The sequence below is a fragment of the Niveispirillum sp. SYP-B3756 genome, assembly GCF_009495745.1.
Taxonomy (GTDB): Bacteria; Pseudomonadota; Alphaproteobacteria; order Azospirillales; family Azospirillaceae; genus Niveispirillum.
Genome location: NZ_WIDQ01000009.1, coordinates 85,331 through 110,694 on the forward strand (window position 1 = coordinate 85,331; position 25,364 = coordinate 110,694).

The 25,364-nt window shown below is 64.0% G+C and carries 24 protein-coding genes and 1 other RNA gene; 9 read left to right on the forward strand and 16 right to left on the reverse strand.

The features are described from left to right. Nucleotide 1 precedes the first annotated feature (1 nt). From GE253_RS17560 to GE253_RS17620, 13 genes are all read right to left on the reverse strand, one after another. Entirely contained in the window at nucleotides 2-199 is a 198-nt protein-coding gene (locus GE253_RS17560) for a hypothetical protein (protein WP_153205449.1), read from the reverse strand. Beyond that, the gene (gene murG, locus GE253_RS17565; RefSeq protein WP_348770889.1) at nucleotides 196-1,299 is read right to left on the reverse strand and encodes an undecaprenyldiphospho-muramoylpentapeptide beta-N-acetylglucosaminyltransferase; all 1,104 of its coding nucleotides are present in this window, start codon (nucleotides 1,297-1,299) and stop codon (nucleotides 196-198) included. The genes GE253_RS17560 and murG overlap by 4 nt, the downstream gene beginning before the upstream one ends. Next, entirely contained in the window at nucleotides 1,296-2,435 is a 1,140-nt protein-coding gene (locus GE253_RS17570; protein WP_153205450.1) for a putative peptidoglycan glycosyltransferase FtsW, read from the reverse strand. The genes murG and GE253_RS17570 overlap by 4 nt, the downstream gene beginning before the upstream one ends. A gap of 4 nt (nucleotides 2,436-2,439) precedes the next feature. Then, on the reverse strand, nucleotides 2,440-3,837 hold the full coding sequence (gene murD, locus GE253_RS17575; protein ID WP_153205451.1) for a UDP-N-acetylmuramoyl-L-alanine--D-glutamate ligase: 1,398 nt from the start codon (nucleotides 3,835-3,837) through the stop codon (nucleotides 2,440-2,442). A 14-nt stretch (nucleotides 3,838-3,851) separates the two neighbouring features. After that, the gene (mraY, locus tag GE253_RS17580; protein ID WP_153205452.1) at nucleotides 3,852-4,937 is read right to left on the reverse strand and encodes a phospho-N-acetylmuramoyl-pentapeptide-transferase; all 1,086 of its coding nucleotides are present in this window, start codon (nucleotides 4,935-4,937) and stop codon (nucleotides 3,852-3,854) included. Further along, nucleotides 4,927-6,402 (reverse strand): UDP-N-acetylmuramoylalanyl-D-glutamyl-2,6-diaminopimelate--D-alanyl-D-alanine ligase, encoded by a 1,476-nt coding sequence (locus tag GE253_RS17585; protein ID WP_153205453.1) that lies wholly within the window; start codon nucleotides 6,400-6,402, stop codon nucleotides 4,927-4,929. The genes mraY and GE253_RS17585 overlap by 11 nt, the downstream gene beginning before the upstream one ends. Before the next feature lie 219 nt (nucleotides 6,403-6,621). Next, nucleotides 6,622-8,094: a UDP-N-acetylmuramoyl-L-alanyl-D-glutamate--2,6-diaminopimelate ligase gene (locus tag GE253_RS17590; RefSeq protein ID WP_153205454.1), complete on the reverse strand. Its 1,473-nt coding sequence runs from the start codon at nucleotides 8,092-8,094 to the stop codon at nucleotides 6,622-6,624. Next, nucleotides 8,091-9,905, reverse strand: a complete 1,815-nt coding sequence (locus GE253_RS17595) for a penicillin-binding protein 2 (protein WP_153205455.1) — start codon at nucleotides 9,903-9,905, stop codon at nucleotides 8,091-8,093. The genes GE253_RS17590 and GE253_RS17595 overlap by 4 nt, the downstream gene beginning before the upstream one ends. Continuing rightward, the gene (locus tag GE253_RS17600) at nucleotides 9,902-10,330 is read right to left on the reverse strand and encodes a septum formation initiator family protein (RefSeq protein ID WP_153205456.1); all 429 of its coding nucleotides are present in this window, start codon (nucleotides 10,328-10,330) and stop codon (nucleotides 9,902-9,904) included. Before GE253_RS17600 ends, GE253_RS17595 begins: the two co-directional genes overlap by 4 nt. Then, nucleotides 10,327-11,292, reverse strand: coding sequence for a 16S rRNA (cytosine(1402)-N(4))-methyltransferase RsmH (gene rsmH / locus GE253_RS17605; RefSeq protein WP_153205511.1), 966 nt, complete (start codon nucleotides 11,290-11,292; stop codon nucleotides 10,327-10,329). Before rsmH ends, GE253_RS17600 begins: the two co-directional genes overlap by 4 nt. Continuing rightward, nucleotides 11,292-11,780, reverse strand: a complete 489-nt coding sequence (locus tag GE253_RS17610; protein ID WP_153205457.1) for an MraZ family transcriptional regulator — start codon at nucleotides 11,778-11,780, stop codon at nucleotides 11,292-11,294. The genes rsmH and GE253_RS17610 overlap by 1 nt, the downstream gene beginning before the upstream one ends. A 660-nt stretch (nucleotides 11,781-12,440) precedes the next feature. Then, nucleotides 12,441-12,870: RNase P RNA component class A (gene rnpB, locus GE253_RS17615), an RNA gene on the reverse strand. Nucleotides 12,871-12,880: 10 nt separating this feature from the next. Further along, the gene (locus GE253_RS17620) at nucleotides 12,881-13,687 is read right to left on the reverse strand and encodes an N-acetylmuramoyl-L-alanine amidase (protein WP_153205458.1); all 807 of its coding nucleotides are present in this window, start codon (nucleotides 13,685-13,687) and stop codon (nucleotides 12,881-12,883) included. 70 nt (nucleotides 13,688-13,757) lie between these two features. On the opposite strand from GE253_RS17620, the gene GE253_RS17625 reads away from it, so the two are divergent. After that, complete coding sequence (locus tag GE253_RS17625; protein WP_153205459.1) at nucleotides 13,758-14,144, forward strand: VOC family protein; 387 nt, start codon at nucleotides 13,758-13,760, stop codon at nucleotides 14,142-14,144. 6 nt (nucleotides 14,145-14,150) lie between these two features. Here GE253_RS17625 and GE253_RS17630 read toward each other — a convergent pair whose 3' ends face one another. Further along, on the reverse strand, nucleotides 14,151-15,026 hold the full coding sequence (locus GE253_RS17630) for an EamA family transporter (protein ID WP_153205460.1): 876 nt from the start codon (nucleotides 15,024-15,026) through the stop codon (nucleotides 14,151-14,153). Between the two features lie 373 nt (nucleotides 15,027-15,399). Here GE253_RS17630 and GE253_RS17635 point away from each other — a divergent pair, with 373 nt between their 5' ends. The 6 genes from GE253_RS17635 to GE253_RS17660 all read left to right on the forward strand — a co-directional run bounded on the left by GE253_RS17635 (nucleotide 15,400) and on the right by GE253_RS17660 (nucleotide 20,735). Next, nucleotides 15,400-16,278, forward strand: coding sequence for a radical SAM/SPASM domain-containing protein (locus GE253_RS17635; RefSeq protein ID WP_348770891.1), 879 nt, complete (start codon nucleotides 15,400-15,402; stop codon nucleotides 16,276-16,278). A 119-nt stretch (nucleotides 16,279-16,397) separates the two neighbouring features. Next, nucleotides 16,398-17,702 carry a CAP domain-containing protein gene (locus tag GE253_RS17640; protein ID WP_153205462.1) on the forward strand — a complete coding sequence of 435 codons (1,305 nt, stop codon included), beginning with the start codon at nucleotides 16,398-16,400 and terminating at the stop codon, nucleotides 17,700-17,702. Nucleotides 17,703-17,906: 204 nt separating this feature from the next. Beyond that, on the forward strand, nucleotides 17,907-19,376 hold the full coding sequence (gene guaB / locus GE253_RS17645; protein ID WP_153205463.1) for an IMP dehydrogenase: 1,470 nt from the start codon (nucleotides 17,907-17,909) through the stop codon (nucleotides 19,374-19,376). Nucleotides 19,377-19,475: 99 nt separating this feature from the next. Then, a complete protein-coding gene (locus tag GE253_RS17650) occupies nucleotides 19,476-20,225 on the forward strand; it encodes an RNA methyltransferase (protein ID WP_153205464.1) in 750 nt (249 codons plus the stop codon). After that, nucleotides 20,212-20,424 carry a hypothetical protein gene (locus GE253_RS17655; RefSeq protein ID WP_153205465.1) on the forward strand — a complete coding sequence of 71 codons (213 nt, stop codon included), beginning with the start codon at nucleotides 20,212-20,214 and terminating at the stop codon, nucleotides 20,422-20,424. Before GE253_RS17650 ends, GE253_RS17655 begins: the two co-directional genes overlap by 14 nt. A 143-nt stretch (nucleotides 20,425-20,567) precedes the next feature. Continuing rightward, nucleotides 20,568-20,735 carry a hypothetical protein gene (locus tag GE253_RS17660; RefSeq protein WP_153205466.1) on the forward strand — a complete coding sequence of 56 codons (168 nt, stop codon included), beginning with the start codon at nucleotides 20,568-20,570 and terminating at the stop codon, nucleotides 20,733-20,735. Between the two features lie 6 nt (nucleotides 20,736-20,741). On the opposite strand, the gene GE253_RS17665 is transcribed toward GE253_RS17660, so the two are convergent. After that, the gene (locus GE253_RS17665) at nucleotides 20,742-21,350 is read right to left on the reverse strand and encodes a UbiX family flavin prenyltransferase (protein ID WP_153205467.1); all 609 of its coding nucleotides are present in this window, start codon (nucleotides 21,348-21,350) and stop codon (nucleotides 20,742-20,744) included. 300 nt (nucleotides 21,351-21,650) lie between these two features. Here GE253_RS17665 and GE253_RS17670 point away from each other — a divergent pair, with 300 nt between their 5' ends. Further along, on the forward strand, nucleotides 21,651-21,818 hold the full coding sequence (locus tag GE253_RS17670; RefSeq protein ID WP_153205468.1) for a YdcH family protein: 168 nt from the start codon (nucleotides 21,651-21,653) through the stop codon (nucleotides 21,816-21,818). 442 nt (nucleotides 21,819-22,260) lie between these two features. Here GE253_RS17670 and GE253_RS17675 read toward each other — a convergent pair whose 3' ends face one another. Then, a complete protein-coding gene (locus GE253_RS17675) occupies nucleotides 22,261-24,096 on the reverse strand; it encodes a tetratricopeptide repeat protein (RefSeq protein ID WP_153205469.1) in 1,836 nt (611 codons plus the stop codon). A gap of 172 nt (nucleotides 24,097-24,268) precedes the next feature. On the opposite strand from GE253_RS17675, the gene GE253_RS17680 reads away from it, so the two are divergent. Further along, nucleotides 24,269-25,285, forward strand: coding sequence for an MBL fold metallo-hydrolase (locus GE253_RS17680; protein WP_247878718.1), 1,017 nt, complete (start codon nucleotides 24,269-24,271; stop codon nucleotides 25,283-25,285). Nucleotides 25,286-25,364 lie beyond the last annotated feature (79 nt).

The following is a 25,364-nucleotide window of genomic DNA, read 5'->3' on the forward strand; positions in this document are numbered from 1 at the left end:
CTTAAACTCCAAACAGAAAATCAAGAAGACCGGGTTTACGGCGCGGTGTGTGGGTGGTTTCGCTATCGTAATAATGGCTTGTGGCCATTTCGCGGCCCTGTCGTGCCGGATAGGGCCGCGTCATCGGCCCATTGCCCAGCAGCAGGGGGAAGGCGGTTTCCAGCTCACGGAGGCTGGGCGAGGGGACAGATTGCCTCATGCCTTGCCTCCATTGGCCAGATCCAGCACGGCATCGGCCAGCTTTTCCGCCGCTTCCGGGATGGCCCAGCCGGCGGCGGCCGTGGCGGCATGGGTCAGTTGCGCCGGGTCGGCCAGCAGGGCGATCAGCTTGTCAGCCAGCACGGCGGGCGAAAATTCCGTCTGCGGAACGACCCAAGCGCCACCAACCGATTCAACCGATCTGGCGTTGGCGGTCTGGTGATCATCCATGGCGTATTGATAGGGCACCAGGATGGAGGGACGGCCCACGACCGTCAGTTCGGCGACCGTTCCGGCCCCGGAACGAGCGACCATCAGGTGGCAACCGGCCAGCCGGTGGGGCATATCCTTGAAGAAGGTGGCCAGCTCGCACTCAATGCCCATCTCGTAATAGGCTTTGCGGGCGACCTCGATATTTTCCGGACGGGCCTGCTGCACGATCTTCAGGCGATATCGCAAATCGTCGGGCAGCATCTCGATGGCGCGGGGCACCACCTCCCCGAAGATGCTGGCCCCCTGGCTGCCGCCGGTGATCAGCAGGTTCACCGGGCCGCCGGGCACCGGGGCGGGGTAGGGGGCATCGCGCAGGGCCAGGATGTCGGGGCGCACCGGGTTGCCGGTGCGGATGATGCGCTTGCCATCGGCCTGACCCAGCCCCTTCACTGCCGGAAAGCTGGTGCAGATGCGGGCGGCCTTGCCGATCAGCAGCCGATTGGCCCGGCCCAGCACTGCATTCTGTTCATGCAGCAGGGTGGGAATGCCGGTGGATTGGGCGGCGAACACGGTGGGAACGGATGGATAGCCGCCGAAGCCGACGACAAGGGCGGGGTTCAGGCGGCGCAGCAGGCTGCGGGCCTGCGCGGTGCCCAGCACCAGATCGACGGCCATGCGGGCCTTGCCCAGCAGGCCGGCGGCCCCGTTCGACGCGCGGATACGTTCCACCCGTACATCCGGCAGGCTGTCGCCAAACGCCTTGCCGCGCGGATCGGTCACCAGAATCGGCAAATGGCCGCGCGCCATCAGGGCGCGGGCCAGCGCTTCCGCCGGGAACATATGGCCGCCGGTGCCCCCGGCGGCGAGGATGATGGGGCGGGCGCTCACAGGCCTTCTCCCGGTGACAGGCGTTTGCGGGTCAGGGCCAGCAGCATCCCTGTGCCGATCCCCAGCGCGATCAGCGAGGAACCGCCATAGGAGATGAAGGGCAGGGTCATGCCCTTGGTCGGCATCAGATGCAGGGCGGAGCCCATATTGATCAGCGCCTGCAGGCCGAACTGCATGGCCAGCCCGGTGGCGGCCAGCATGACGAACAGGCTCTGATCATTGGCAGCGCGGTTGAAGCTGCGGATCACCACAATGGCGAACAGCACGATGATCAGGGCGCAGACCACCAGCCCCAGTTCCTCCCCCGCGACGGAGAAGATGAAATCGGCATGGGCATCGGGGATGGCCATCTTCACCCGCCCCTGGCCGGGACCGGTGCCCCAGATTCCGCCATTGGCGAAGGCTTCCATCGACTTTTCGACCTGATAATTCTCCCCCGTTGCCGGGTTCAGGAAGCCGTCGATACGTTTTTGCACATGCGGCCACAGGAAATAGGCGCTGACCAGACCGCCCATGCCCAGCACCACCATGCTCGCCACCAGCACGATGGGCAGGCCAGCCAGGAAAAACTGACCGAAGAAGATGGAGGTGATGACGAAGGTTTGCCCCAGATCAGGCTGGCTCATCAGCAGCAGCACGATCATGGCATAGAGGGCGCAGTTGACCTGGATGCCGGGAAAATGTCCACCATTCGGCCCCGGCGTGCGGTGGAGCGAGAACATCCAGGCGGAGACGACGGCAAAGGCCGGCTTCAGGAATTCCGACGGCTGCACTGATGACAGGCCGGGCACATGAATCCAGCGCGTTGCGCCCTTGATCTCCTCCCCGATGAACAGGGTCAGCACCACACCGAAGACGGCCCCCCCGAACAGCACCACCGCCAGCCGCCGCACCCCGCGCGGGGTGAGCAGGGAGACGCCGACCATGATAGCCAGCGAGGGCAGCAGCATGATCAGGTGACGTTCGATGAAGTGGAAGGTGGTCAGCCCGATGCGGTTGGCCACCGCCGGGCTGGCCGCCTGGATCAGCACCACACCGATCAGGGCAATGGCGATAATGATGGCCAGCGTCCAGCGGTCCACTGTCCACCACCAGCGGCCCAGAACCGAATGATCGGTGCGGGAGAAGGAGAGCATGGGCTCAATCCCCCTGCCGGGTGGTGGCCAGGGATTGCGCCGCCGCGGTGAAGGCGTCGCCCCGCACCTCAAAATTCGGATATTGGTCGAAACTGGCGCAGGCCGGCGACAGCAGCACCACGGGTGATGCCTCCCCATCGGCCTTGGCGGCGGCAAAGGCCGCTGCCACCGCCTTTTCCATCACGCCGCAGCGCGTGTGCGGCACCTGATGGTCGGCCAGCCAGCCGGCAAAGGCCTCCGTCGCCTCCCCGATCAGGAAGGCGTGGCGCACATTGCCGACGAGTTCCTCCAGACCGGCCAAGCCGGTATCCTTGGGCTTGCCGCCCAAAATCCAATAGATCGGCTGATAGCAGACCAGGGCCTTGGCCGCCGCATCGGCATTGGTGGCCTTGCTGTCATTGATGAAGCGGACGCCATCAATGACAGCCACCTGCTGCTGGCGATGGGCCAGGCCGGGGAAGGTGCGCAAGCCATCCAGAATGTCGGAATGGGTCAGCCCACCGGCGCGTGCCAGGGCATAGGCGGCGAGCGCATTCTGCCAATTATGCTGGCCGGGCAGGGTGGCTAGTTTGGTCAGGTCGGTGAAAGGGTGGCGCGTGCCTTCGGTGGCATCCACCAGCACGCCCTGTTCCACCCCGATGCCGCCCGGCGGCACGCCATGGACAGAAAGGCGGATCACCCGCCCGGCAAATTCCCGTTCCAGTGCATCGGCCATCTGGCGGCAAGGCTCATCATCCACGCCGATGATGGCCACCTGCGGCCTGCCATCGCCCTTCTGGAAGATGCGCTTCTTGGCGGCGATATAGCCGTCCATGCCGCCATGCCGGTCCAGATGGTCGGGCGTGATGTTCAGCAGCACGGCGGCATCAAAGCCCAGCGAGGGCGTCAGTTCCAGCTGGTAGCTGGACATTTCCAGCACATAGACGCCGTTCTTGCCCAGCCGGTCGATGCTCAACGCCGGAATGCCGATATTGCCGCCGATCAGGGTGGGCCGGTTGGCCCCGGCGAAGATATGGCCGGTCAGTGCGGTGGTGGTGGATTTGCCATTGGTGCCGGTGATGCCGACATAGAACGGGGCCGGCACGGCCCGGGCCAGCAATTCAATATCGCTGATCAGCGGGATGCCGGCCGCCTTGGCGCGGGCGGCCACCTTGTTGGGCTCAGGGAAGCAGTGCGGGATGCCGGGGGAGAGCACCAGCAGCTCAACCCCGGCCAGATCGGCGCTGTTCAGATCGGTCAGGGCGATGCCCTCAGCCTGGGCGGCCTGTTGCCCGGCGACCCCATCATCCCAGGCCAGCACCTCGGCCCCGGCATCCAGGGCGGCGCGCGCGGCGGTAAGGCCCGAGCGCGCCAGACCCATCACTGCGATTTTACGCCCCTTCAGGATGCCGAGATCAATCATGATGCCCCCTTGGATTACCGTAGTTTCAGCGTGGACAGGCCGATCAGCGCCAGGATGACGGCGATGATCCAGAACCGGATGACAACGGTGGGCTCCGACCAGCCCTTCTTTTCGAAATGATGGTGGATCGGCGCCATGCGGAAGACACGGCGTCCGGTCAGCTTGAAGCTGGCCACCTGGATCATCACCGACAGCGTCTCCAGCACGAACAGCCCGCCAATGATGGCCAGCACCAGTTCATGCTTGGTGATGACGGAGATGGCCCCCAGCGCGCCGCCCACCGACAGCGAACCGGTATCGCCCATGAACACCATGGCCGGCGGGGCGTTGAACCAGAGAAAGCCCAATCCGGCCCCCACCAGCGCGCCGCAGAACACTGCCAGCTCACCCGTGCCCGGCACATGGATGATGCCCAGATAGTTGGAAAAGATGGCATTGCCTGACAGATAGGCGATCAGCCCGAAGCAGGCGGCGGCGATCATGATCGGCACGGTGGCCAGACCGTCCAGCCCATCCGTCAGGTTGACGGCGTGCGACGAACCGATGATGACGACCACAGCGAACGGCACATAGAACCAGCCGAGATGAACCAGCAGATCCTTGAAGAAGGGCAAAGCCAGCCCGCTGCCCAGCTCCCACGGGGTCACCAGCAGATACCAGCCGGTGGCCAGCAGGGCGACGACAAAGGTGGCCACCAGTTTCAGCTTGGAAGACAGGCCCTTGGTATTGCGCTTGGTCAGTTTCAGATAATCATCGCCGAACCCGACCAGCCCGAACCCGACCGTCACCAGCAGCACGATCCAGGTATAGGTATTGGTCAGATCCACCCAGAGCAGGGTGGAGATGATGACGGCAATCATGATCATCAGGCCGCCCATGGTGGGCGTGCCCTTCTTCTTCAGATGCGTTTCCGGCCCGTCGGTGCGGATGGGCTGGCCTTCCCCCTGCTTGGATTTCAGCCAGCGGATCACGCGCGGGCCGATGACGAAGCTGATGATCAGCGCGGTCATCACGGCTCCGCCAGTCCGGAAAGTCAGATACCGGAACAGGTTGAAAATCTGGAACTGATCCGCCAGGGGGTAAAGCAGATTATACAGCATTCTCGTCTCTCGGTTCCCCGCCATTCAGCGTGGCGGCTGTCCCCTGCGGGTCGAATTTGTCAATTTTATTGGCCATGGCCTTTACGGCTTCCACGACGGTGGCCATACGGCTGCCGGCAGAGCCCTTCACCATCACCACGTCACCGGGCCGCAATGCGGCCACCACCAGCGGGGCCAGGGCGGCACTGTCCGCCGCATGGGCCCCGCGCATGGCGGCCGGCACGGCGTCAAACAGGTGCCGCATGTTGGGACCGCAGCAGTACAACAGGTCGCAATGCCCAGCCACCAGGGCGGGGGCGACACTGACATGCAGTTCCGGCGATTGTTCGCCCAGCTCCCGCATGTCGCCCAGTACGGCGATGCGGCGGCCACCGGCACCCGGCGGCACCTGGCCCAGCACCCTGGCGGCGGCCTTCACCGATACCGGGCTGGCATTATAGCTTTCATCGATCAGCGTCAGCGTGCCGCCCGGCAGGGCGACGGCGCTGCGCTGGCCCCGCCCCTTGATGGGGGACAAGTTGGCCAGCGAGGCGGCGGCGATGGCGACATCGCCGCCGGCCGCCTTCACGGCCAGCAGCACGGCCAGGCTGTTGATGGCATGGTGCCGGCCCGGCAGCGGGATGGTGTAGGTGACATCCACCCCATCGATGCGGGCCTGCACATGGCTGCTGTCGGGCAGCAGGTCCAGCGCCAGCAGACGGCCATCGGCGGCGGCATCGGCCCCGAAGGACAGGATATGCAGGCCCTGGGTGCGGGCGGCGGCCAACAGGCGACTGTAATGCGGGTTGTCACGCGGCAGCACGGCGGTGCCGCCCGGCCCCATGCCCTCAAAAATCTCCGCCTTGGCGTCGGCAATCGCCTCCACCGAAGGGAAGAACTCAATATGCACGGCCTCCACGGTGGTGATGATGGCCACGTCCGGGCGCACCATGCGCGACAGGGGGCCGATCTCCCCGGCATGGTTCATGCCCAGTTCAAACACGCCGAACCGGCTGTCGGCCGGGAAGCGGGAGAGTGACAGCGGCACGCCCCAATGGTTGTTCAGGCTGCCCACGGTGGCAAAGGTCTTGCCCTGGCTTTCCAGCGCTGCCTTCAGTGCCTCCTTGGTGCCGGTCTTGCCGACGGAGCCGGTGACGGCAATCACCTTGCCACTGGCGTTCAGCCGGCCCATGCGGCCCAGATCTTCCAGCGCCGCCATGGTGTCTTCCACCTTCACCAGACGGGCGTCATGTTCCAGCCCGGCGGGAATATCGGCGACAATGGCCCCGGCAGCTCCCTTCTCCAGGGACTGGGCAACGAAGGCGTGGCCATCGAAATTGGGGCCCTTCAGCGGGATGAACAGGTCACCCGCCGCCACGGTGCGGCTGTCGATGGAAACACCGGTGGCCGCCCAGGCAGCGGAGCCGGCCCGCCGGCCATTACAGGCCGCCGCCACATCATCCGCCGTCCACAGGACTTCAGCCATTTCCCACCCCACTTCCAACACCAGCCGGGATGCCCATCCCGGCCCCCCGTCACATCAAACTCATACTAATCCGCCTTGATATTGACCGTTGGTCACTATCAAGGCGGCCCTCAATCGCCGGGCGGGCGCATCCGCGCCCTTGGCTCTCGGCGCACGCGCGCCGGGCTGGCAGTCGCCAGCCTCCAACCTGCCAAGGGTCAAACCCTTGGCAGGTTGGTATTAAAGCGCTGCGACGGCCGCCCGTGCCACCGTCGCGTCATCAAAGGGACGCACCTCGTTGCCGATGATCTGTCCCTGTTCATGCCCCTTGCCGGCCAGCACCAGCACATCGCCGGGCCCCAGTTCCCCCACCGCCAGCGCAATGGCTTTGGCGCGGTCATCCACCTCCGTCGCACCGGGGCAGCCCACCATCACCTCGGCCCGGATGGTGCCGGGCACCTCGCTGCGCGGGTTGTCGTCGGTCACGATCACCCGGTCGGCCAGATCGGCGGCGATGCGGCCCATCATCGGACGCTTGCCCTTGTCGCGGTCCCCACCGCAGCCGAACACCACCGACAGCCGGCCATGCGTGTGCGGCCGCACCGAGCGCAGCACCGTTTCCAGCCCATCGGGCGTGTGGGCATAGTCCACATAGACCGCCGCGCCATTGGGCAGGGTTGCCACCATCTCAAGCCGGCCCCGCACGCCTGTCAGGTTGACAAGGCAATCTGCCGCCCGTTCCGCATCCGTACCGGTTCCGATCACCAGCCCCAGGGCACAGAGCGCGTTCCAGACCTGGAAGCGGCCCACCAGCGGCAGCTCCAGCGTGCGGCGCTTGCCGAACAGGTCCAGCTCCAGCCGCTGGCCATGGGGTAGGGGCGTGGCGTCGATGACGCGCAGTTCCTTGCCCGCCATGCCGAAGCCGATGACCGTCTGCTTGCGGGCATGGGCCACGCTGGCGATCTGTTCAAATTCCGGGATGTCGGCATTGATCACCGCCGTGGCGCCCTTGGGCATCACCCGGTCGAACAAAGCCAGCTTGGCCTGAAGATAGGCCGCCATCGTGCCGTGATAATCCAGATGGTCACGGGTCAGGTTGGTGAAGCCGGCCGCCTCCACCACCACCCCATCCAGGCGGAACTGATCCAGCCCGTGCGACGATGCCTCCATCGCCAGATGGGTGACACCGCCACGCGCCACATCGGCCAGCGTGGCGTGCAGGGCCACCGGGTCCGGCGTGGTCAGGCTGGGGGTTTCCGGGAAGCCATCGGCCACCAGCCCCAGCGTCCCCATGGCCCCAGCCTTGTGGCCCAAAGCCTGCCAGAGCTGGCGGGTGAACTGGGCCGTGCTGGTCTTGCCATTGGTGCCGGTGACGGCGGCGATATGGGCCGGCTGCTCGCCATGGAAGGCCGCCGCCAACAGGGCCAGTCGGCGGCGCGGGTTGGTATCTTCGATCAGGACCACATCGCCGGCCCCCTCGGGCAGGCTTGTACCCTTGGGCGCCAGGATGGCGACGGCACCGGACGCGATGGCCTGGGGAATGAAATCCCGCCCATCACGCAGAGTGCCCGGCAACGCGGCGAACAGCGTTCCGGGCACCACCTTGCGGCTATCCGCCGTCAGGCCGGTAATGGGTGGGTCGCGTTCCAGCGCCAGGGCCGATACCGCGATTTCCGTGCGCGATGCCATGATGTCTGACAGCCTTTTCGTCATTCCTCATCCCCCGCCGCCGGGCCGGATACCGGCAGGGAGGCCAGTTGCGCCCCCGGTGCCGCCGGCCGGACCGGCCGCACCGCCAATGCATTGATGATCTGCGGGGAATTATTGTCCTGCGGCTTCACTCCCAGCAGCGGGCCGATCTGGGCCACGATGGAGTTGATGGCCGGTGCCGCCACCCAGCCGGCGGTGGCGTAACCATAGGTCTTCTTGGTGCCCTTGGGCTCATCCACCATGACATAGACGACGTAGCGCGGGTCATTGATGGGGAAGGCCGCCACCATGGAGGAGACGCGGGCACCGCGCGTATAGCTGCGGCCCTTCACTTTATCCGCCGTGCCGGTCTTGCCGCCGACAACATAGCCCGGCGTATCCGCTTTGGTGGCGGTGCCCTCGGTCACCACCAGCCGCATCAGCTTGCGCAGCGCATCGGAAGTCTTTTCGGAGATGATGCGGGTGCCGGGCACAGCAGCCGAGCTTTCCGGCTTCAACAGGGTGGCCGGATGCATGACGCCGCCATTGACGACGCCGGACACGGCAGAGACCAGGTGCACCGGGCTGACCGACATGCCATGACCGAAGGCGATGGTCATCATATTCACCTCGCGCCAGGGGTTGGGCACCATCGGCCAGCCCCGTTCCGGCACTTCCAGGTGAACGGGCTTCAGGAAGCCCAGCTTGGTCATGAATTCCTTCTGCGCCGTCGGCCCCACCTCCATCGCCATCTTCACCGAGCCGATATTGGAGGAAACCTTGAAGATTTCCGGCACATCCATCCATTTATTTTCCGGATGGAAATCACTGATGGTGAAACGGCCGATACGGATCGGGCGCGTGGCATCGAACATGTCGTTCATATGCACCCGGCCCGACTCCAGAACCATCGCCGTGTTGAAGATCTTGAAGGTGGAGCCCATTTCATACACGCCCAGCGTGTTGCGGTTGAAACGGGGGTCGGTGTCCTGTTCCTCCGTCGGCGGGGGCGGGGAATGCGGGTCGAAATCGGGCACGCTGACCATGCCCAGCACCTCACCGGTGCGGACATCCATCACCATGCCGGCGGCACCGATGGCGCTGAACTCTTCCATCGTGTTCAGCAGTTCGCGGCGCAGCACATGCTGCAAGCGCACATCGATCGACAGGCGCAGCGGCTCTTCACTTTCCTTCAGGCGGGTATCGAAAGACTGTTCGATCCCCATCAGCCCGTTATTGTCGATACCGCTGAACCCCACCACATGCGCGGCCAGGGGCCCCTGCGGATAGACGCGCCGTTCTTCCCGCTGGAAATCAATGCCGGGGATGCCCAGGCGGAACACATCTTGTTGCTGGCGCGGGGTCAGGTTGCGTTTGATCCAGATGAAGCGCTTGTCGGACCTCAGCTCCTGCGTCAACTGCGCGACATTGATGTCCGGCAGCACTGTGGCGATCTGTTCGGCCGCCTCCCTGGCATCCAGGATCAGCTTGGGGTCGGCAAACAGCGAGGCCGTGTGCAGGGAGGTGGCCAGCAGCACCCCGTTACGGTCCACAATGTCGGCCCGCGTGCCGGTGCTATGGTGCGTGGCGGTCTTGGCCACCGCCCCCTTGCCGTCACCCCGGCCGAAATCCACCGTGGCGCCCACCAGCTTGGCACCCACAGCGCCGAAGCCCAGGCTGAACACAGCCATCAGCACCATCAGGCGGGCGCGCCCCTGTTCCAGCGCGCTCTGCGCCGGGCTGTGCAGTCGGACGCGCGGCTCCGCCCGGCTGCCACCGGCGCGGTCAGTGCCGGCCAGGTCGAAACCGGTGAGGCTGAAGGGCGCATCGGTCATCGGGCGACTCCATAATTCACCATCATCACCGGGGTGTCCGGCCGGGCGGCAATGGCGGGTTCATGGGACGGAGCAGGGTTGGGCGCCGGCCTGGGCGCCCCCGGCTTGCGGCCGGGAATGGGGGTCAGGCGCAGCGGGGCTGCGTCCGGCTGGCGGTCGGGAATGTCGGTCAGCACGGCGATCTGCTGGGCCGTGGTGGGAGCCAGCACCAGATGTTCGCGGGCCAGCCGTTCCAGCGTGGTCGGGTCGTTCAGGGAGGCCCATTCGGCCTTCAGCACCTGAATGGACTCGCGTTCCTGCTGAATGGTGCGGTTGATGCGCGCCAGCTCCCGCTCCTGTTCCTGGGCCTTGTAGCTGGTCTGGTAAAGGATGCCGGAGGCAGCACAGATGGTGCCGATCCAGATGATGGTGGACTTGCCGATCATACGGGTTCTCCCGTCGACCAGGCGGGCGCCTGGGTGCGGATGGCGGTGCGCAACCGGGCGGACCGGGCGCGCGGATTGGCGGCCTGCTCTGCCGCACCGGGGCCGGTCCCCGATTTGGACAGCAGGCGGAATGTGGGGGCCGGCGGGGTGGCCACCGGTCCCGGTACATGGCGCGACGGGCCGGGCAGATTGCCCGAGCGTTGGCGCATGAATTCCTTCACCACCCGGTCTTCCAGCGAATGGAAGGTGACGACGCAGAGTCGCCCGCCGGGGGCCAGCAGCCGCTCGGCTGCCACCAATGCCCGCTCCAGTTCCCCAAGCTCATCATTCACATGGATGCGCAGGCCCTGGAAGCTGCGGGTGGCCGGGTCGATTCCGTCCTTGGATTTCGGCACGCAGGAACGGATCACATCGGCCAGATCGGCCGTGCGGGTGAACGGCTCGATGGCCCGGCGGGCCACGATGGCGCGGGCGACGCGGCGGGACAGCCGTTCTTCCCCATAGTGATAGAGGATATTGGCCAGATCATCCTCTTCGGTGCTGTTCACCACATCGGCGGCGGTGGGGCCATCGGCCCCCATGCGCATGTCCAGCGGACCGTCGAAGCGGAAGCTGAAGCCCCGCTCCGGCGTGTCGATCTGGGGGGAGGAGACGCCGATATCCAGCACAATGGCATCCACCTGCGCCACACTCTGGGCGGTCAGCAGGTCGGCCATATCGCCAAACCTTCCCTCCAGCACCTTCAGGCGGCCGGCATAGGCCGCCTCCAGCGGGCGGGCGCGTTCCAATGCTGCGGGGTCGCGGTCAATGCCCCAGACGGTGCAGGCGGCACTGTCCAGCAGGGCGCGGCTATAGCCGCCAGCCCCGAACGTGCCATCCACCAGCACCTCGCCATCACGGGGGCCCATCTCATGCAGCACTTCGGCCAGCAGAACGGGGATATGGATCGGGCTGGCCGTCATCATGCCCCCTTCGCCAAGGCGGTCGCCTTGGCCACGATGGTGGAGAGCGAGATGGAATGGGCGCGGGCCAATTCCGCCATTTCCCGTTCATGTTCTTCGTGTTTCACCGGATCCCAGATCTGGAAGGTCTTGCGGCGGCCGACAAAGACGATGTTTTCGGTGATGCCGGCATAATCCAGCAATTTAGCGGGCAGAATGATGCGCCCCTCGGTATCGGTGCTGATTTCGACGATGCGGCCGAACACGGTGGTTTCAATCAGTTCGCGCTGTTCTTCCGGCATGTTCGGATCATCCAGCGCTTCAGACAGGGTGGTCAGATAGGAACGCGGGGCCACATCCAGGGCCGGTGCCTTCAGCGAGGGGAAGATCACCATATCGACGCTGGTTGCCGGCGGAAGCGGGCCACCATACAGGGTCGTACGAAAGGAAGCGGGGATCGAGACCCGCCCTTTCTTATCGACCTTGTTGGTATGTGTTGACAGGAACATTCCTATCACGCCCCACTTATGGCGCCGTTGGCGCCGGTCCCATCATCCGCACTCCACCACGGGCTTCTTGCCGCCTGTGCCGGGTGCCGCGAAGCGGGTCGGGTTGGGGCGGAAATGGACCTGTGATCCCTTTGTTTGGGTTTTTTTGGGATACCATGGGAGCGATTGGGCGGTCAATGGCCGCCCAGTAGAATCAGCATTTTTGGAAGAATTATCTTTAGGTATAGGCCTGGTTGTGGATAATTTTATGCATTTTTGATGGTTCTGTTTAATTCATGGGTTTTTTGATGGTCATTATTTAGTTTGTATTTAATTTTTTGCTTATGCCTATTGATTCTTACCCCAAAAGTTTAGGGTATGATTATTCAAATTTTTCTTATGGATACTATGTTTTTCCTAAAGAGTTCTCGTCGCAGAGATGCTGGCCAAAGCCATTTTGATGGTAAAATAGATTTAAAATCAAAGTTTAATCAGATTATCGCGCCAATATACACCATATATGGTGCTTCCTCCGTATTTTTGGGCATATATATGGTGGGTCACAGGGTGCATCCGAGTCATGCTGCAGTGCAGAAGCAAAGTTGTGCATTTTTGGCTGAATCGAGCATGTGCAGCAGGGGGGCTGCTGACTCAATATTCACGTCCCGTTAACATAGTTAAAGTGCCAGACGGCCTGTAAGCCGGGTTCTGTCCACCGAACCATATCCCACGTGTGGATGGTATTCGGGGGATGGTCATTCCTCTGGGACGCCCGTTGCCGGACGCCTCACGCAACCCACCCGGACAGCGACGCGGAAGTGCGCCTGGGCGGTTGCCCGCCCCTGCCGTCCCTATTCGGTTTTGCTCCCGGTGGGGTTTACCATGCCGCCCCTGTCGCCAGGGGCGCGGTGCGCTCTTACCGCACCCTTTCACCCTTACCGGAACCTTGGAATCGCAAGGATTCCAACGCGCCGGCGGTCTGCTCTCTGTGGCACTTTCCCTGGGGTCACCCCCGCCGGACGTTATCCGGCACCGTACTTCCGTGGAGCCCGGACTTTCCTCCCCCGTGCGGGTTTCCCCATTGCACGGGAGCGACCATCCAGCCGTCTGGCCTGGGGCTTTTAGGCGTCCGGGTCGGGGAATGCAAGATCGGCTTCGGCGGAAAGCCGCACCAGGGCGCGCAAGGCAGCCACGCTTTGCTGATCCGCGCCCCGGCCCAGGCTTTCCGGTGCCCAATGGCGCTGAAACGCTGTGAGCGCGCTTTCCAGGCCATTTTCGCCCGTCTTTTCCCATGAAATCCCACCGGCCCCCGATGGTGGGGGATTTTCCCATGAAATCCCATCCGGGAACTGGCTGAACGGGGTTTCATAGCCCAGATGGGTCAAAAGCCGCCCCACCTCCCCAGCTTCCGCCGGGCGGTGATCGGCCGGCAGCGGGTCCGGCCAGGCGCCAATGCCGGCCATGGCCAGGGCCAGCCAGTCGAATTTCTCCCCCGGATCCTGTTTGCGGTCGGGGGCGACGTCGGAATGGCCCAGCACACGCAGGGGCGAAATGGGGTGCCGTCCCATGATATCCCGGCAGAGCGCGATCAGCGCTTCCATCTGGGCGCGCGGGAAGGGGCGATAGCCCCATTCATGGCCGGGATTGACCAGTTCAATGCCGATGGAGCGGCTGTTGATATCGCGCTCCCCGCGCCAGAAGGATTTGCCGGCGTGCCAGGCCCGCCGTTCCTCAGCCACCAGCTTCCATATCGTCCCATCCTCTCCCACCAGATAATGCGCGCTGACCTGGGAAGCCGGGTCGCAGAGCCGGGCCAGGGCCGACGGCCCATCCGGCATCCCGGTATAATGCAGCACCAGCATATCCGGCGGCCCGCCAACGCGCGGGCCGTGGTTGGGACTGGGATGATCGATCAGGGGGAGGGGCATAGGTGCTTTACGGTCTTTTCCCGGACGGACATGGGTGACACTATCTCACTGTAACCAGGGAGAAAGAAACATGCTCGACCACATTGGCTTTCCGGTGGCTGATTTAGAAAAATCCATGGCCTTTTATGATCAGGTGTTGCCCAGCGTCGGGGCAAGCCGGATGGCCCTGGTCACAGCGGAAATGACGGGGGCGGAGGCCCATGCCGGTTATGGCACCGACCATCCGTCCTTTTGGATCAGCAGCGGCCAACCGATGCGGGGCTGTCTGCATGTCGCCTTCAGCGCTGCCAACAGGGCGCAGGTGGACGAATTCTATCGCGTGGCGCTGGCGGCGGGTGCGCGTGACAATGGCCCGCCGGGCATTCGCGCCCATTACCATCCCCATTATTATGGGGCCTTCGTGTTGGACCCGGACGGCCATAACATCGAAGCGGTGTGTCATCGTCCGGAATCGTAAGCGGCGTCAAACCGTGGTTCGACCGAACATGAAGCGTGGCCGGCGGATGATGATGATGCCGATGCCGGCCACCACCAGCAGCCCGCCGGCGATCAGGCTCCAATGCAGCGGCTCGCCCAGCCAGATCACGCCCGACCCGACGCCGAAGACCGGCACCAGCATCAGGAACGGCATGGTCTGGTTGACCTCATATTGCTTCACCAGCGGCTGCCAGAACATATAGGCGACAATGGTGGACATCAGCGCCATATAGGCAAGGCAGGCCCAGGTCTGCCCGCTGGCCTGCATGATCTGTCCCAACTGATCCCGTTCGGCGATCAGGCTGAGCAGGGCCAACTGTGGGGCGGCGAACAGGGCCATATAGGCGTTGAGCTGCAAGGGCTCGATCGCCCCCATCCATTTCAGCTGGATGGAGGAGAAGGCAAAGGCCAGGGCCGCCCCGGCGATCAGCAGCATATGCAGCAGGTCGCCATGGCCCTGGCTCTGGGCGGCGATCACCGCCACCCCACCGAAGGAGGTGGCCATGCCCAGCGCCCGGCGCCAGCCCAGCTTGTCCTTGAAGAAAATCGCCGCCAGCAGGCTGGCGAACGGCACCTGCAACTGAATGATCAGGCTGGCGATGGAGGCGGTGACGCCAGTCAGCCCGCTCAACATCAAGGGAAAATGAAAGCCCCCCAGGCTGATCGAATAGAACAGCAATGCCCGCATCTGTGACCGCGGCGGCGGTTTGACAAAGGGTACCAGCACCAGCGCCACCAGGGAGAAGCGCACCGCCATCAGCAACAGTGGCTGTATCTCCTGCACCGCCTGCCGGGAGACGGCGAAATTGGTGCCCCAGATGGCCATGACGGCCAGGGCCATCAGCATATGGATGGGTTTCATCACACGGTTCCGGTCGGCGGGCTGCCAGCCGGAGGGGCTGGGCGCAAGCTGCTGTTTGTTCATCCATAACCGATCCGTCCCCCCCTGTGGCGTGCGCTTTGCGCAGGTCCGGCCGTGCTGCGGGCCAATGGTGGGGGCGGAAAAATGTTACAGGGCCCATATAGAAATGGGGATGTCGTCCGTGATCCCGGTGACGGGGCTGCCGCGGACCATATTCGCTTGACGCTGTCGGTCGCCCCAAACGACAGTGCCGCCTTGGTCACGCACCATCGCAGGGGGCTTTCGGTCGATGTGGGAACGTCTAAGCGCTGCGCAACTGGTTCCAGGGGCCGATCCGGGTGCGGCACGCGACCTGTTCAAGCGAAGCGTCACAATGGTTGAGATAGAGATATTCTCATACTGCAACCGCCGCTGCTGGTTCTGTCCCAATTCCAAGGTTGATCGGATTTCGCAGAATGTGTTGATGCCAGCGGCCATGTATTCCCGCATCATCGACCAACTGGCAGAGATCAGTTTTGACGGGGTCATTGCCTATAGCCGCTATAACGAACCCCTCTCTGACCGGATCATTCTGGATCGGCTGCGTGAAGCGCAGGCCAAGGTGCCGATGGCCCGCCTGCATACCAATACAAATGGCGACTATCTCGATCATGACTATGTCCGGTATCTCTATGATGCCGGTATGCGAAGCCTGAACGTTCAACTCTATCTCAAGAATGATGAGCGCTATGATCACGAGCAGACCCGCAAGAAGGCTGCGCTGACGCTGAAGCGGATCAACCTGCCCCACGTCCTGACCCGTGATGAGCCGGGGGTCTGGCTTGAATATGCGGTGACCTATAAGGATATGAGTATCCGGGTCTATGGGCGGAACTTTGCGGTCAACGGCACCAATCGCGGTGGTCAGGTCGATATCATGCAGGATTATGTGCGCACAGCCCCCTGCCTGATGCCGTTCTGGTCCGTTTATGTGGACTATAACGGCCTGTTGATGCCGTGCTGCAATCTGCGCTCAGACGTTCCTGAGCACCGGGACTATGTTCTGGGGGATATGGCCGGGGATGGCGATCTATTCCTGCATTACACCAGCCGACAGGCGGCCCTGTTCCGTAAATCGCTGCTCAACCATCAGGTTAAGGAGGGGGTGTGCCAGAACTGTCATTTCGCCGTTCCCGACATTAACCAGGATTGTACGGATATCATGGACCGGCTTTCCCGCGAGGCCGAGGGGGAGATGGCCGATACCGTCTGAGTTGGGGGTGCGAAAACGAAAAGCCCTGGCGCGCGCACTATCCATGATTTGCCACAAGCGGGGATGTGGCCGGGCGATTAAAATGCCGTCCACTTTCTGCCCTCGGTCGGAGCCAACCCATGGCTGATCTTGATGCCTATGAGCTTTATATGCTGTCGCTGGTCAACCGGGCGCGGCTGGACCCGGTGGGCACGGCGGCCGCCTTTGGCATTGATCTCAACCAGGGTCTGCCAGCCGGCACCATCAGTGCCACGCCCAAGCCGGTGCTGGCCCCCAACAGCCTGTTGGAACAGGCGGCCGATGCCCATAGCGCCTGGATGCTGGACAGCGATATTTTCAGCCATACAGGCGTGAATAACAGCAATCCCGGCCAGCGCATCGCCGCCACCGGCTATAGCGCGCGGGCCTGGGGGGAGAATATTGCCTGGCAAGGCACCACCGGGCCACTATCGGCCCGTGACCTGCAATCCTATATCGAAGCCCAGCATCGCGGCCTGTTCCTCAGCGCCGGGCACCGCACCAATATCCTGGCGGATAATTTCGTCGAACTGGGGATCGGGCAAAGGGTAGGGGAGTTCACCGGCTATAATGCCTCCATGATCACCCAGAATTTCGGCACGTCTGGCAGCGCCCGCTTCTTCACCGGCATCGTCTTCCAGGATCAGGATGGTGATGGCTATTACGATCCCGGCGAAGGGATCAGCGGGGTGGATATCCAGGTTGACGGGCAGGTGGTGGGGCGCACCACGGCGGCCGGCGGCTATGCCGTCACCATGGCCAACGGCACCCATGCCGTCAGCTTCAGCGGCGGCGGTCAGACGGGCAGCGTGGCCGTCGCCGTGACCATGGCCGGGCAGAATGTCGGGCTGGATGTAAAGGCGGCCAGCTTTGTCACCAGCCAGTTCCAAAGCTGGAATGCCAGCCTGAACAAATGGCTGGCGGTGACGCCGGAGAAATATGCCGGTCCCGTCGCCGGGCTGGACTGGCAGTTCCTGGGCAGTGCCGCCGGTGAAGTGGTGTCGGCCAGCGACGGGGCGGATTTTCTCAATCTCGGCGGCGGCAATGATGCCGCCAATGGCGGGGCCGGCAATGATGTGATCGATGGTGGCACCGGCTCCAATTTCCTGACCGGCGGGGTGGGCGCGGATATTTTCTTCGCCGATGGACGGGGTGGCCAGACAAGCTGGTCCACCATCACTGATTTTAGCAAAAGCGAGCAGCTCAGCCTGTGGGGCTGGCAAAAGGGTGTGTCGAAACTGAGCTGGGCCGCCAATGATGGGGCGGAGGGGAACAAGGGGGCGACCCTTCATGCCGATCTGGATGGCAATGGCAGCATCGATGTCAGCGTCACCTTCGCCGGGCTGGCCATCGGCACCCTTGGCACGGTGGAGGAACGCGACGGGCTGTTATGGATGCTGGGATAGCCCCATCCTCCTTGCTGGAAAAGCAACCCAGGCCCGCTAACCCTGGTGGCTTTCCAATCGCTTATCCCTGTGTATAGTGCGTCGAACCTTTCGAATTGGGATGTCGACCTGGCCTTGGGCGCTGCGTGCGTTCAGCGCCGGAACGGCGTCCCATAAGCCGTATCTGGCGGTTCCCAGCCCGGCCGCCCTTGGGAGATCAGGTTCATGTCCTACGCCGACCGTTTCCGCGAAGCCCTTACCTTCGATGACGTCCTGCTGGTGCCGGCCGAAAGCTCGGTGATGCCGGCGGAGGTCGATACCCGCACCAAGCTGACGGGCAAGATCGAACTGGGCATCCCGCTGTTGTCGGCCGCCATGGATACGGTGACGGAATCGGCCCTGGCCATCGCCATGGCCCAGGCCGGCGGTATCGGTGTCATCCATCGCAACATGGATATCGAACGTCAGGCCGACGAAGTGCGCGCCGTGAAGCGGTTTGAAAGCGGCATGGTGGTCAACCCCATCACCATCCGCCCGGATGCCACCCTGGCCGACGCGCTGGCCCTGATGGCCCGTCATCGCATCTCCGGCATTCCGGTGACGGCGGAAAGCGGCAAGCTGGTCGGCATCCTGACCAACCGCGATGTGCGGTTTGCCAACAATCCCAACCAGCCGGTTTCCGAGCTGATGACCCATGAGGGGCTGATCACCGTCAAGCCCGGTGTCGGCAAGGATGAGGCCAAGCGCCTGCTGCACAGCCACCGCATCGAAAAGCTGCTGGTGGTGGATGATGCCTTCCGCTGCATCGGCCTGATCACCGTGAAGGATATCGAAAAGGCCCAGTTGCACCCCAATGCCTGCAAGGATGGTGATGGCCGCCTGCGCGCCGCCGCCGCCACCGGCACCGGCCCGGACGGGCTGGCCCGTGCGGAGGCCCTGTTCGACGCCGGGGTGGACGTGCTGGTGATCGATACCGCGCATGGCCATTCCAGGAAGGTGGCTGATCAGGTACGCGCCGCGCGTGCCCTGCGCAACTATACCCAGATCATCGCCGGCAATGTCGCCACCGCTGACGCCGCCCTGGCCCTGATCGATGCCGGTGCGGATGCCATCAAGGTGGGGATCGGCCCCGGCTCCATCTGCACCACCCGCATCGTGGCCGGCGTGGGCGTGCCGCAGCTGACCGCCGTGCTGGATGTGGTGGAAGCCTGCAACAAGCATGGCGTTCCCGTCATCGCCGATGGCGGCATCAAATATTCCGGCGATCTGGCCAAGGCCATTGCTGCCGGTGCCTCCTGCGCCATGATGGGCGGTCTGTTCGCCGGCACCGATGAGAGCCCCGGTGAGGTGATCCTGTTCCAGGGCCGTTCCTACAAGGGCTATCGCGGCATGGGCTCCGTGGGGGCCATGGCCCGTGGTTCCGCCGACCGTTACTTCCAGGCCGAAGTGTCCAACACGCTGAAGCTGGTGCCGGAGGGTGTGGAAGGCCGCGTGCCCTATAAGGGGCCGATCGCCTCAGTGATCCATCAGTTGATCGGCGGTCTGCGCGCCTCCATGGGCTATACCGGTTGCGCCACCATTGCCGAGATGCGGACCAAGCCGAAATTCGTGCGCATCACCAACGCAGGCCTGCGCGAAAGCCATGTCCACGATATCACCATCACCAACGAAGCGCCGAACTACCGTCAGGGGTGAGGCGTTTGACCGGTGGCGGATTGTATTTCCGTCGCTGACATGATGATCTTGAACGCGCCCATCTTGTGATGGGCGCGTTCTGTTTTTCCGTGGTAGCCCATGTTCCATCAGATCGACAGCCCGCAAAATCCGCAGTTCAAGGCCTGGGCCGGGCTGCTGGAAAGCCGTGGCATCCGTAAGCAGGGTCAGTTCCTGCTGGCTGGCCTGAAGACCGTGCCGGAGGCGCTGACCCGCTGGCCGGACCTGTTCAGCCGCATCCTGATCCGCCATCCGGAATGGATCGCTGATTGGCCGTTGCCCGAGAATGTGCAGCCGGTGGTGCTGGCCGGTCCCCTGTTCCGGGAACTGGATGTGTCGGGCACCGATTACCCGATCCTGGTGGGGCAGGTGCCCGAGATGCCGCCGGCGGATTTGAGCCTGCCGCCGGAAGGGCTGGAACTGGTCTGTGCCTTGGGTGATCCGGCCAATCTGGGGGCGCTGCTGCGCTCCGCCGCCGCCTTCGGGGCGACCAAGGTGATCCTGCTGGAGGAATCGGCCCATCCGTTCCACCCGAAATGCCTGCGTGCCGCCAGCAATGGCGTGTTCAGCCTAGCGTTGGCGCGCGGTGGGCGCTGGGCGGATTTGGCCCAGGCTGCCGGCCCGCTGCTGGCGCTGGATGCCGGGGGGGAGGATCTGGTGACATATCCCTGGCCGCAGGATGCCCGGCTGGTGCTGGGGGAGGAAGGGCAGGGGGTGCCGGCGGACCTGCCGGCCACGCGCCTGACCATCGGCACCACCGGTGCGGTGGAGTCGCTGAATGCCACGGTGGCGGCCAGCATCGCTTTGTTCACCTATCATGCCGGCGGATAAGGCCCCGCCGGCGGACCCGCCGGCCGCCGATCTGGCCGCCGTGGCCGAAGACCTGCAGGCCAGCCTGTTGGCGCTGTCCAGTGTGGGGGCCGCCGGCCTGCCCGACCTGCTGGCCCGCATCGATGCCCTGAAAGCCAAGGTGGATGCGCTGGAACGCCGCATCCGGGAAGAGATGGAAGGGGCAGACGATCAGGCGTGATCGCCGTACCATTGGTATCTATCCCTTTGTGTGGATCGACAATCCAGAGCTGACATCCGACCTTAAGACCTCGTTCATCATCTTGGCCTATAGGCTTGCAGGGTCGCTTTCAGCAGCGGGTGGAGCGGGCGATGGGCGCCGGAATGAAAAGGTTGGATCTGGAAGGGCTGCGGCACGATATCGTGCTGAAGGCTGATGAGCTGCAGGCAGAAGCCGCGCGGCTGGAAGCCTCCCAACCCGATGATGCTGCCATGCTGCGCCGCATCGCCGACCGTTTGATGGTCTATATGCAGGAATATCTGGAGGCTTGAGGGGGGTTAGCCCGTCTGCCCCGGATCGCCCGCCTCCTCGCCCCAGCGGCGCACCAGACCGCTATCCAGGTCGAACAGGTCCAGTACCCGGCCCAGCGTGTGGTCCACCATGTCTTCCAGGCTCTGCGGCTTGGCGTAAAAGGCGGGGACGGGGGGATAGATGATGGCCCCCATCTCCGTCGCCTGGGCCATATTGCGGATATGGCCCAGATGCAGCGGCGTTTCCCGCAGCATCAGCACCAGCCGCCGCCGCTCCTTCAGCACCACGTCAGCGGCACGGGTCAACAGGGTGCTGGTCACGCCGCCGGAGATTTCCGCCAGGGTACGCACCGAACAGGGGGCCACCACCATGCCCAGGGTGCGGAAACTGCCCGATGAAATGGCCGCCCCGATATCGGCCGGCGAATAGGCGACATCCGCCAGGGCCCGCACCTCTGCGGCCTTCAGCCCTGTCTCATGCGCAAGGGTCACTTCAGCAGACCTGCTCATAACGAGGTGGGTTTCGACGCCGATGCGGCGTAAAATCTCCAGCAGGCGAATGCCGTAAATTACCCCGGAAGCGCCGCTGATCCCGACGACAAGCCGGGGCCGGCCGTGTTTTTGCGGGCGGTTCATAAGACCGGGCGAACCGGTCGCGTCGTGGGATGAATGGACCATAGGAGGTGATGTAGCGCTGACACTGGGCTTCGTCCAGCGCGGCATTTCGTACCCTTAAAAGTCACCACCCCTAACCCTTATTTGAGATGGCCAAGTTGCGGTTTCGTGTCAGGATGAAGTCCGGCCCCACGGTAATGGTGGCCGGATAAAGAAAGCGCGAGAGGACGCCCCCTTTGCTGGGGCATCCCCGACAGGAGCCAGAAGAGCAGGTAAAGCAGGCAGTTCAACCCATCCATCAGCCACTTTAGGAGGGACTTGATGTTGTTTCCCGAGCGCGTGGAATCGCTTCGCATGAAACATGAAAGCCTGGATCGAGAGGTGCGGATGGAAAGCCGCCGGCCCCTGCCGGACAGTACCGCGCTGAAAATGCTGAAACTGGAGAAATTGCGGGTAAAGGAGGAGATGGAACGCCTGGGCCGCGCCTGAGCGCTGCGCCCTTGCCCGCCTGAACATGGATGGCGGCCGGATGTTCCGGCCGCCATTTTGTTTAGAGCCGGGTGCGTTTAACCGGAAACGCACCCGGCTCTAAGAGCCCGTCCGGAAAGTTTCACGCTATCTCAACGTCTTACACGTCTTATTTTTAAACGCTTCCGTCACCCCGGCGAAGGCCGGGGTCCAGAATCACAAGCGCTTTGCTCTACGAACTGGACCCCGGCCTTCGCCGGGGTGACGGGATTAAAACATTAACATGTTGAGAAAGAAGAAAAACTTTTCAGACGGACTCTAAGTCCTTGTTCAGCGAGCGGATTCACGCTCCAAAGCGATTCCGCTTTTCCGCGATCCGCTTTAGCACGATTGGTCAATCTCTTGACCAATCGTGCGGCGGTGACTGCTGGCATCCAAGAGCCATGCGTCATGCCCCTTGGGACTATTCAGGCACCAGATCAAACGCGATGGTGATGCGGGGTGTTTCATCCTGGAAGGGCACGGTGCCGTGCCACATGAAACTGGGGAACAGCACAAGCCGCCCCGGCCTTGGCTGTACCGCGTGCAGGGCAGGCAGCTCGATTTCCGGGCCCAGATTGGGTTCCCCGAAGGTCAGCCAGCCTTCCTGTCCGGCCTTGTCGGCCGCTGGCGGTACTTGCAGATAGAACACCCCGCTGATCCAGCCTTCCGGGTGGATATGGTGGGTGTGAAAGCCGCCATCGCGCAGGCGCGACGACCAGGAACCGGCGAAGCGCACGCCGCGCTTTCGCCGCCCGAAATAGGGATGGGCCGGGTCCGCCGGCATGGCGGCCACATAGGCCTGCACCTGCGTCAGAATCATCTCCCGCAGCGCCACCAGGGGCGGATCATGGCGGAAGGCGAACAGGTTGGCGCTGGTCTGGGTGCCCCGGCGCAGGGTCAGGTGGATCGGCTCATTCACCGTATCATGCAGCCGGTCCAGCACCGCCAGCGCATCGGCCAGAAACTGCCCCCTATCGGCCCAGCCGGCGGGGGGGAGCAGGTCGAAAACCCCGACGCAGCGATCAATGGCCGTCCGCTCCGCCAGGGCCGTGGGGTCGGCCAGTCGGTCCAATGTGGCCAGCAGGGCAATAGCATATTGATCATAGGGGTCCAGGGCCAGGCTGCTTCGGGCGGCCTCCCGCGCGGCTGCCACCTCCCCCTGCCGGGTCAGTGCTACGGCCAGATCGTTCCAGAGCGGCTTGTCCTGCGGCAAGCGGGCGGTCAAGGCGCGCAGGATCGGCGTGGCCTCTGCCAGATGCCCGGCGCGCAGCAGCAAATCCGCCCGCCGCCGCCGCAGGGCCGGATCGTCCGGCGCCAGGGCCACGGCCCTGGCGCTGTTGGCCAGCGCTTCCTCCCCCCGGCCGAATTCCGCCTGGATGCCGGCAGCAATATCCAGCGCAGTCGGATGATCCGGCCATTGCCGCAGCATCTGGTCAACCGCCTGGAACAGTTCCCCAGTGCGGCCCAGGGTCCAGAGCCGGCGGGCAAGGTTGCGATGCGCATCGCGGTCAAAGGCGTCGCGGCGCAGTACTTCGCGCAGTGCGCCGATGCTCTCCTCATATTGGCCCAGGTCGCTCAGCACATTGGCCAGGTTCAGCCATGGTTCCTTCTGGGCCGGGGCCAGGGCGACGGCGCGGCGGCAGATGGGTTCGGCCTCCGGGTAACGGTGCTGGCCGCGCAGGGTGAGGGCGAGATTATTCAGCGCGATGATATTATCCGGGTCCAGGGCCAGCACCTGCCGGTTCGCCGCCGCCGCCGCCGCCAGTCGATCCTGTCCGAACAGGATCAAGGCCAGTAGTTGCAGGCTGGGCAGATGCTGGCTGCCCCGGGACAGGCTGACTTGTACGGCCTTTTCGGCCTCCGCCAGCTTTCCCAGGGCGTGGAGTGACTTGGCGCGGTGATAGAGATAATCCTGGTTGCCCGGTGCCAGTGCCAGGGCGGCATCGTAGCAGGCAAGCGCCTCGGCCGCCCGTCCTTCCGCCAGATGCAGATTGCCCAGATTGCTCAACACATTGGGTTGGCGGCGGTTGATCTTCAGCGACTTTTCCATGAAGTCGCGCGCCGCCGCCATCTGGCCGGCCTGCTTGGCCAGCAGACCCAATAATTGCAGTGCGTCAGCATTGCGCGGGTCCAGGGCCAGCACCTGCCGATAGGTCTGCTCTGCCATCGCCGCCTGCCCCTGGCGCTGGGCCGTCAGCCCCGCCTGCAGCAAAGCGGGAATGGCGCCGGCGGGCGGGGGGGCAGGACGGCGGAACATGGGGGTGCCAATTCAAAGTGGAGCCATCCACATGTTACCGCTCAGTAACCTCGGGTCAAGCAAGCAAGGGGCGGGGGCCACACCCCTGTGCGCGGCGCCACTGTCAGCGACCAGTGCTTGATCCATCTTGCTGGCGGATTACGGACTTTCAGCCACGGGATGTATGGAAAAGATGACCCGCCGCGCCGCCCTTGCCGGGCTTGCCGTTGCCAGCATGGCGGCCAACCGCGCCGCCGCCCACCCGCCATCCGACCATTATGATGGCAAACGCTTCTTCAATCCCGGTGTGGCGGAGCGGGAGAAGAGTCTGGGCGATCTCTGGCGCTGGATGCGGGAGCGACAGCCGACGCCCTGGCCGGACTGGATCGAAAACCAGCCCTGGCCCAAGCCGGGGCCGGTGGCGCAGACGGCCCTTTCCGTCACCTTCATCGGCCATGCCTGTTTTCTGATCGGCATTGGCGGGCGCTGGTTCATCACCGATCCGGTCTATGCCGACCGTGCCAGCCCGGTGCCCTTTGCCGGGCCGAAACGGGTGCGGGCACCGGGCCTGTCCTTCGATGATCTGCCGGTGCTGGATGGCATCCTGGTCAGCCATAATCATTATGATCATTTGGACCGGGCCAGTTTGCGGGAACTGAACCGGCGCTTCCAGGCCCCCGTCGTCACCAGCCTGGGCAACAGTGCGCTGATCCGCGCCAGCGGGCCGCAGCAGGTGACGGAACTGGACTGGTGGCAGTCCCACCCTCTGGCGGGGGTGAGTGTCACCTATGTCCCGGCGCAGCATTTTTCCGCCCGTGGCCCGTTCGACCGGAACGAGACGCTGTGGGGTGGCTTTGTGCTGCAGGCGGCCGGGCGCACGCTTTATTTCTGTGGCGACAGCGGCTATTGCCCGCACTTCCGGGAGATCGGGCAGCGCTTTCCCGACATCGACCTGTCCTTGCTCCCCATCGGTGCCTATGAGCCGCGCTGGTTCATGCGCACCATGCATGTGAATCCGGCAGAGGCGGTGCAGGCGCATCTGGATCTGGGCAGCCGGCGCAGTATCGGGATGCATTTCGGCACCTTCGCCGGCCTGACCGATGAAGGGATCGACGATCCCGTTATCGCCCTGGCTGCCGCCCGGCAGGCCCAGGGGCTGGGCGAACAGGATTTCGGCGTACTGGCGGTGGGACAGACCCTGGTTTTGTGATCAGCAATGCCCGGATGGCGTATGGACGCCATCGGGCAAACGCGATAGGGCGGGGATCGCCCAAGAACAGCCATCCCCA

Bases quoted from the DNA above. Each gene is read 5' to 3' on its own strand.
- GE253_RS17560 (WP_153205449.1), bottom strand. From the start codon at position 199: ATGAGGCAATCTGTCCCCTCGCCCAGCCTCCGTGAGCTGGAAACCGCC.
- GE253_RS17570 (WP_153205450.1), bottom strand. From the start codon at position 2,435: ATGCTCTCCTTCTCCCGCACCGATCATTCGGTTCTGGGCCGCTGGTGG.
- murD (WP_153205451.1), bottom strand. From the start codon at position 3,837: ATGATTGATCTCGGCATCCTGAAGGGGCGTAAAATCGCAGTGATGGGT.
- mraY (WP_153205452.1), bottom strand. From the start codon at position 4,937: ATGCTGTATAATCTGCTTTACCCCCTGGCGGATCAGTTCCAGATTTTC.
- GE253_RS17585 (WP_153205453.1), bottom strand. From the start codon at position 6,402: ATGGCTGAAGTCCTGTGGACGGCGGATGATGTGGCGGCGGCCTGTAAT.
- GE253_RS17590 (WP_153205454.1), bottom strand. From the start codon at position 8,094: ATGACGAAAAGGCTGTCAGACATCATGGCATCGCGCACGGAAATCGCG.
- GE253_RS17595 (WP_153205455.1), bottom strand. From the start codon at position 9,905: ATGACCGATGCGCCCTTCAGCCTCACCGGTTTCGACCTGGCCGGCACT.
- GE253_RS17600 (WP_153205456.1), bottom strand. From the start codon at position 10,330: ATGATCGGCAAGTCCACCATCATCTGGATCGGCACCATCTGTGCTGCC.
- rsmH (WP_153205511.1), bottom strand. From the start codon at position 11,292: ATGACGGCCAGCCCGATCCATATCCCCGTTCTGCTGGCCGAAGTGCTG.
- GE253_RS17610 (WP_153205457.1), bottom strand. From the start codon at position 11,780: ATGTTCCTGTCAACACATACCAACAAGGTCGATAAGAAAGGGCGGGTC.
- GE253_RS17620 (WP_153205458.1), bottom strand. From the start codon at position 13,687: ATGCCCCTCCCCCTGATCGATCATCCCAGTCCCAACCACGGCCCGCGC.
- GE253_RS17625 (WP_153205459.1), top strand. From the start codon at position 13,758: ATGCTCGACCACATTGGCTTTCCGGTGGCTGATTTAGAAAAATCCATG.
- GE253_RS17630 (WP_153205460.1), bottom strand. From the start codon at position 15,026: ATGAAACCCATCCATATGCTGATGGCCCTGGCCGTCATGGCCATCTGG.
- GE253_RS17635 (WP_348770891.1), top strand. From the start codon at position 15,400: ATGGTTGAGATAGAGATATTCTCATACTGCAACCGCCGCTGCTGGTTC.
- GE253_RS17640 (WP_153205462.1), top strand. From the start codon at position 16,398: ATGGCTGATCTTGATGCCTATGAGCTTTATATGCTGTCGCTGGTCAAC.
- guaB (WP_153205463.1), top strand. From the start codon at position 17,907: ATGTCCTACGCCGACCGTTTCCGCGAAGCCCTTACCTTCGATGACGTC.
- GE253_RS17650 (WP_153205464.1), top strand. From the start codon at position 19,476: ATGTTCCATCAGATCGACAGCCCGCAAAATCCGCAGTTCAAGGCCTGG.
- GE253_RS17655 (WP_153205465.1), top strand. From the start codon at position 20,212: ATGCCGGCGGATAAGGCCCCGCCGGCGGACCCGCCGGCCGCCGATCTG.
- GE253_RS17660 (WP_153205466.1), top strand. From the start codon at position 20,568: ATGAAAAGGTTGGATCTGGAAGGGCTGCGGCACGATATCGTGCTGAAG.
- GE253_RS17665 (WP_153205467.1), bottom strand. From the start codon at position 21,350: ATGAACCGCCCGCAAAAACACGGCCGGCCCCGGCTTGTCGTCGGGATC.
- GE253_RS17670 (WP_153205468.1), top strand. From the start codon at position 21,651: ATGTTGTTTCCCGAGCGCGTGGAATCGCTTCGCATGAAACATGAAAGC.
- GE253_RS17675 (WP_153205469.1), bottom strand. From the start codon at position 24,096: ATGTTCCGCCGTCCTGCCCCCCCGCCCGCCGGCGCCATTCCCGCTTTG.
- GE253_RS17680 (WP_247878718.1), top strand. From the start codon at position 24,269: ATGACCCGCCGCGCCGCCCTTGCCGGGCTTGCCGTTGCCAGCATGGCG.